Source organism: Candidatus Frankia alpina (genome assembly GCF_902806485.1).
Classification (GTDB): domain Bacteria; phylum Actinomycetota; class Actinomycetes; order Frankiales; family Frankiaceae; genus Frankia; species Frankia alpina.
This window is the reverse complement of the sequence record NZ_CADCWT010000317.1, coordinates 1-4,695: the sequence shown is the minus strand read 5'-3', so window position 1 is coordinate 4,695 and position 4,695 is coordinate 1. Positions and strand designations below refer to the sequence as shown.

Below are 4,695 nucleotides of genomic sequence, written 5' to 3'. Positions count from 1 at the left end.
AGGCGCTCCAGCGCTGCACATCGGCCCCCTGCCCCGGCCGATTTCGGCGAGTACTACGGCGAGCCCGCGCGGTTCGAGGTCGAAACTCGCCGGTTCTGGCACCGCGACGGTACCCTTTATGATCGATTCGCGGCGCTTTGTCCACACTGTTGACTAACCCGAGCCATGATCACGCCAGACGCTCAATGATCAAAAACGGGCATCTAGGCGGACGATTCAGCATGATCGACTCGCTGATTCCGGTACTCGTCTCTCCGGAATGGGCCCCGGTCGTCCGCGTGACGACCGTCAGATGATCCTGTCGTCGGGCACGACCGCGTCGACGAGGACCAGGACGTCGCCCTCGATCAGGTCCGGCGGTGCGCAGTCCTGGCACAGGTCCTGGGCGTACGCCACGGCCACAGGCTGGTTGTAGCCCGGGATGATCGCGTCTCCGCAGCCGCGGCACTGCCCGGTAACGGCGCACGTCTGGCAGCGCTCCCGCCGGCCGGGGGTGCCTGGGGCAGCGCGGTGACGCCGGGGATCAGCGCGTCCCCGCACCGGGTGCACTCGGCCGCGGTGGTGCCGATCGGCTGGTCCTGGTCCATCTCGGTCCTTCCCGTTCTGGTACCCGTCATCGTGATGATCTCCCGGGTGCTATCGGGTCGGCGGCCAGGCGGGCGAGGACGTCGCCGTGGCATGGCCGCGGGGCGCACCAGCAGCCCAGCGCGCGACCACGCAGCTCGGGCAGCTGGGCGAGCAGGTCGGGCCGGGCCTGCAGGTCCTGCTCGTAGGCGGCGATCACCTCGACGCGCTCGGCGTCGCTCGCGCCGGGGCGGAGCCGGTGCGGGTTGTCCCACGGCGTGTCCCGGCCGATCCGCACGAGCAGACCGGGGCATCCCGCAGGTGGCGCAGCAGCGGGCCGTACGGCTGGTACAGGCCCGGCAGGCGCACGACGACGGTCTCGCCGGCGGCGAGCCGGTCGAGCAGCACCGCGCCGGAGTCAGGCAGGCCCGCCGGGACAGGCTCGGCGTCGAACAGGCCGGGCTGCACCGCGGCCGTGAGCGTCCGCCGCTCGCGGTCCCCCAGCGCGGCCCGGCCTACCGGCATTTTCAGCGGCAGACCCAGCATTAGGTCGAGCACGGCGACGGACGTGACCGCGCCCAGCCCCGGCCTCGTCCCGCCGGGCGATCTCTTCCGGGTCGAGCCGGTACGCCACTGCGGCTGGGCCGCCGAGCACCACGCCCTCGCAGACCTGGGCGTCGGCTGGTGCGAGAAACGCCGCCGCTTGGCGGGCAGCCGTCTCGGACCGCACCGGTGTGGCCGTCATGCGGCACCGACCCGGGCCGCGATCGCGGCCTCTAGGTCGGCCACAGACGGCAGATCCGGCCCGTCCGGGTAGTCCGGGGTGGGTGTGATGCTCTGCGTGTCGCTCAGGGGCGTCTCCGTGGCCGCCGGGGACGGGTCGGACGGCAGGCTTTCGGCGTAGGCGCGGATCGCGTCCAGGTCGTGACCGTGGTCGGCGTACACCTGGGCGGTGAGGGTGCGGGCAAGGGCGGGACTGCGCCGGGACCGCTGGTAGATCGGGTTTGCGGCGAGTGCGGCCGTGACGATCCGGCTGTGCAGGACGGCACCGAGCGCGGCGGTGATGCTCGCGTTGCGCGTCGCGGTGTCGTCGGTGGCTGCCGAGGTCTGGGCGCGGGTGGCCGCGTCCCGTGCACGGGCGGCGGTCCGTTCGGCGGCCTGCGCGGCCCCCGACGGCGGGATGTCTTTGAGGACGTGGCGCAGCAGACCGGCAGGGTCGGCGATCGTGCCCCGGGTGCGGCCGACGGCGGTCCGGGCCTCGGCGTGGCGGGTGATCTCCCCAGGGGCGTAGCCGTCGGCGAGCAACTCGACGACGCGGCCGCGGATCGCCAGTTCGGTGGATGGGCCGCCGCGGACCATCCGTGCGAGCTCGGCGACGACCCGGATCGTGTCGTCGTTGGCGGGGTTTCCTCCTCCTCCGACAGACGTCGGGGGCAGCAAAATCTGCGATGAGGAAGACCCTTTGAGGAAGGGATATAGGTGCGAATCAAGATCACCGGACATGGGTGTCGGGTGATCTTGATTTTTACCGGACACGGATGTCTGCTGATCTTGGCCGATGGGGGGCTCTTCACCGGACATGGGTGTCGGGTAATCCGGCGCGGTGACAGCCGCCGCCGGCGGGGCCTGGTCCTCGGTGCTGTCCGCGGGGTCGGGGGCGCCGAACAGCGCGACCTGAGCGGGCATGACGGCGGCGTAGGCGGCGTGAGGAGTGCGGGACCGGGGGGCGTGCCGCCGGGTCGTGACGATCAGACCGCGCCGTTCGGCGTCGGCGAGGTAGCGGCTGATCTGCTTCTCGCCGAGGTGCAGATCGGCGGCGAGTTGGGCCAGGCCCGGGTCGGCGTTCCAGCCGGGTCGGCGTTCCCGCCAGGTCATGTACCGGGCCAGGCGCAGCACCACCGCCACCCCGGCCGCGGTCGGCATGGACGCGCAGACCTCGTCCTCCCACACCGCGCGGGTCTGCCACGGCGCCAGTGCCGGCGCCACCCCGGGCGGCGTGGGTGTGATGGTGCTGGTGCTCACCGCGCACCTCCCACGGCCACGACGGTGCCCTGATAGGCGTCAGGTGACCGGTATGGCGCGGGGTGTACGGGACGGCCGGTGTGGGCTGTTACAGGCCCGGACATCCGGGCCAGTGCAGTGGCCAACGCGCCTGGGCGCGTGGCAGCATGAGTAGGCAACATCGCCTCTCCTCTAGCGGGGTGGGCAACATTGCGGGATCGAGGGTCGAGCTCGGATCCCGCACACACGTCGAGGGCCGCGCCTGCAAGCGCGGCCCTCGTTGCGTCTATCCGGCCATGCGGGCGTCCTCCTGATCGGGGAGCTCGGCGGGCAGCGCCCGCTCGATCAGTTCCACGACGTACGGCAGCCGCGGTCGCTCTGCTGCGGCCGCGGCTGCGGTGAGCCGGGCCATCAACTCCGGGCTCATCAACAGGTCCATCCGCGCTGATCGTTGGTAGCTGCGCGTCGGCGCGTCGGCCCGCAGACGTGCAGGTCGGGGTGCTGATGCCATGCCGCATGTCTACCGCGATCACGCCCGATCGGCGTATACGTACGCGCGGCGTGTCGGGTGTGTTGTGTCGTGACACGCCGGAGCCCGGCTCTCCCGTGGGGAGAGCCGGGCCCGGGGTTGTGACGGTGGTGTTGGTGGTCATCTGCCTGTCTGGTGTCGGGGACGGGGGATGCGTGGGTCGGGTCAGAGGAGGGCAGCCGCCAGGGCGGCGGCCCATAGCGACGCGGCGTGGAGGGACTGGTCGGCGAGGTACATGCCGTTGAGGCCGCGGTCGGCGAGGTCGGCGAACCCGCGGCCGCCGCACCGGATGAGCAGCCAGCGGACGGGGCGGCGCCGGTCCCACAGCAGGTGGGTGCCCACCGAGACCGCCAAGCCGGCGGCCGCCCCGGTGGCGGACAGCGGCACGTGCAGCGCGAGGACGGTCACCGCGACCATCGCCACGACGACCAGGTGGTACTGGGCGACGTGGCGGCCGAGTGCGGCCCAGCCGGACCGGCCGGGGCCCGCTTTGCCCGCGGCCTGGGCGTCGGTCTGGCCCAGGACATGGTCGGCGAGCTGGTGGGCGGCGTAGACGGTCACACCCAGCACCGCGAACACGACGGCGGTGCTCACCGGGCAGCGTCCGCTGCGGACGGCAGGTGCGGGTCGCTGTCATCGGGCGTGAGCGGGGGGCCGAGAGGGGGGGATGAGGGTCCCGTCGGCGCTGCCGCGCAGTCCTGCCGCGTAGGCCGGCCTGGGCCAGTGCCCGTGCTGCGTGCTGCCAGACGTCGGCCTCGGTGTACCGGCGTGTCCGGTGGCCCTGGGGTGGTGTGCCGAGGATGCCGGCTCCCACTACCTGGCCGCCGAAGCGTGCCTCCCAGTACCAGCGGCTGGTGCGCCGCCCGGCCTCATCGGTCCAGCGCCCGACGGTGAGCGGGCCCTGATCCGCGGGGACGGCCGTGCTGTGGTCGCTCATCGGGCCGTGTCCGTCTTGGTCGGGGCCGTGTAGGTGACGATGTCGATGAGCAGTGCGTGGACCTCGTCAGCGGTGCGGTCGGGGTCGTCCTGCCAGGCGGCGACGGTGTCACCGGCGTCGACCTCGGTGGGGTCATAACCGAGGTCGACGGCGAGGGTGTCCTCGGCGGCGAGCAGGGCGTCCAGCAGGTGCGGAGCGTCGGGCAGTTCCTGCGGATGGACACCGGCGGCCAGGGACAGCGCGCCGGTGATGTCGACGCGGCCGAGGTCGTCCTGATGCTCGCCCTGGGCCCAGTCGTGCTCGGCCAGGACGAGGAGCGCGCCGGCGATCAGGGTGATGTCCGTGACGACCAGGTCGGCGTACCGGTAGCGGGTGGCGCCGGTGCGCAGGTCCTCGACGGCCGTGATGGTGTCGCTGGTCGTGTCGGCGCCGACCTGCCAGCGCACCCACGCCTCGTCGCGGCCGAGCGCGGCCGCGGCGGCGGGGATGGTGACGCCGGCGGGGGTGCTCAGCGCGAGGACGAGGACGGCGGTGGCCGCGATGTCGTCCAGGGTGTCGGTGACGGTGGTCATGGTCATGCTCCGATCTGGGCGAGGGTGCCGGCGCGGGTCCCGCCGGCGACCGCGACCCGGGGCCGGCGGCGGGCCGGGCGGGGCGGGGCGGT

6 protein-coding genes are annotated in these 4,695 nt (G+C 72.9%); all 6 read right to left on the bottom strand.

Annotated features, from left to right (window positions below; genetic code table 11):
- Nucleotides 1-613: 613 nt before the first annotated feature.
- On the bottom strand, nt 614-862 hold the full coding sequence (locus G6R25_RS21730; protein WP_205447334.1) for a DUF4326 domain-containing protein: 249 nt from the start codon (nt 860-862) through the stop codon (nt 614-616).
- On the bottom strand, nt 781-1,122 hold the full coding sequence (locus tag G6R25_RS21725) for a hypothetical protein (protein WP_163554386.1): 342 nt from the start codon (nt 1,120-1,122) through the stop codon (nt 781-783). The genes G6R25_RS21730 and G6R25_RS21725 overlap by 82 nt, the downstream gene beginning before the upstream one ends.
- Nucleotides 1,123-1,305: 183 nt before the next feature.
- Nucleotides 1,306-2,586, bottom strand: coding sequence for a hypothetical protein (locus G6R25_RS21720; protein ID WP_163554385.1), 1,281 nt, complete (start codon nt 2,584-2,586; stop codon nt 1,306-1,308).
- A gap of 265 nt (nt 2,587-2,851) precedes the next feature.
- On the bottom strand, nt 2,852-2,992 hold the full coding sequence (locus G6R25_RS21715; protein ID WP_163554384.1) for a hypothetical protein: 141 nt from the start codon (nt 2,990-2,992) through the stop codon (nt 2,852-2,854).
- Nucleotides 2,993-3,259: 267 nt separating this feature from the next.
- On the bottom strand, nt 3,260-3,688 hold the full coding sequence (locus G6R25_RS21710) for a DUF3307 domain-containing protein (RefSeq protein ID WP_163554383.1): 429 nt from the start codon (nt 3,686-3,688) through the stop codon (nt 3,260-3,262).
- A gap of 339 nt (nt 3,689-4,027) precedes the next feature.
- The gene (locus tag G6R25_RS21705; protein ID WP_163554382.1) at nt 4,028-4,603 is read right to left on the bottom strand and encodes a DUF6197 family protein; all 576 of its coding nucleotides are present in this window, start codon (nt 4,601-4,603) and stop codon (nt 4,028-4,030) included.
- Between the last annotated feature and the right edge of the window lie 92 nt (nt 4,604-4,695).

Bases quoted from the DNA above. Each gene is read 5' to 3' on its own strand.
- G6R25_RS21715 (WP_163554384.1), bottom strand. From the start codon at position 2,992: ATGAGCCCGGAGTTGATGGCCCGGCTCACCGCAGCCGCGGCCGCAGCA.
- G6R25_RS21705 (WP_163554382.1), bottom strand. From the start codon at position 4,603: ATGACCACCGTCACCGACACCCTGGACGACATCGCGGCCACCGCCGTC.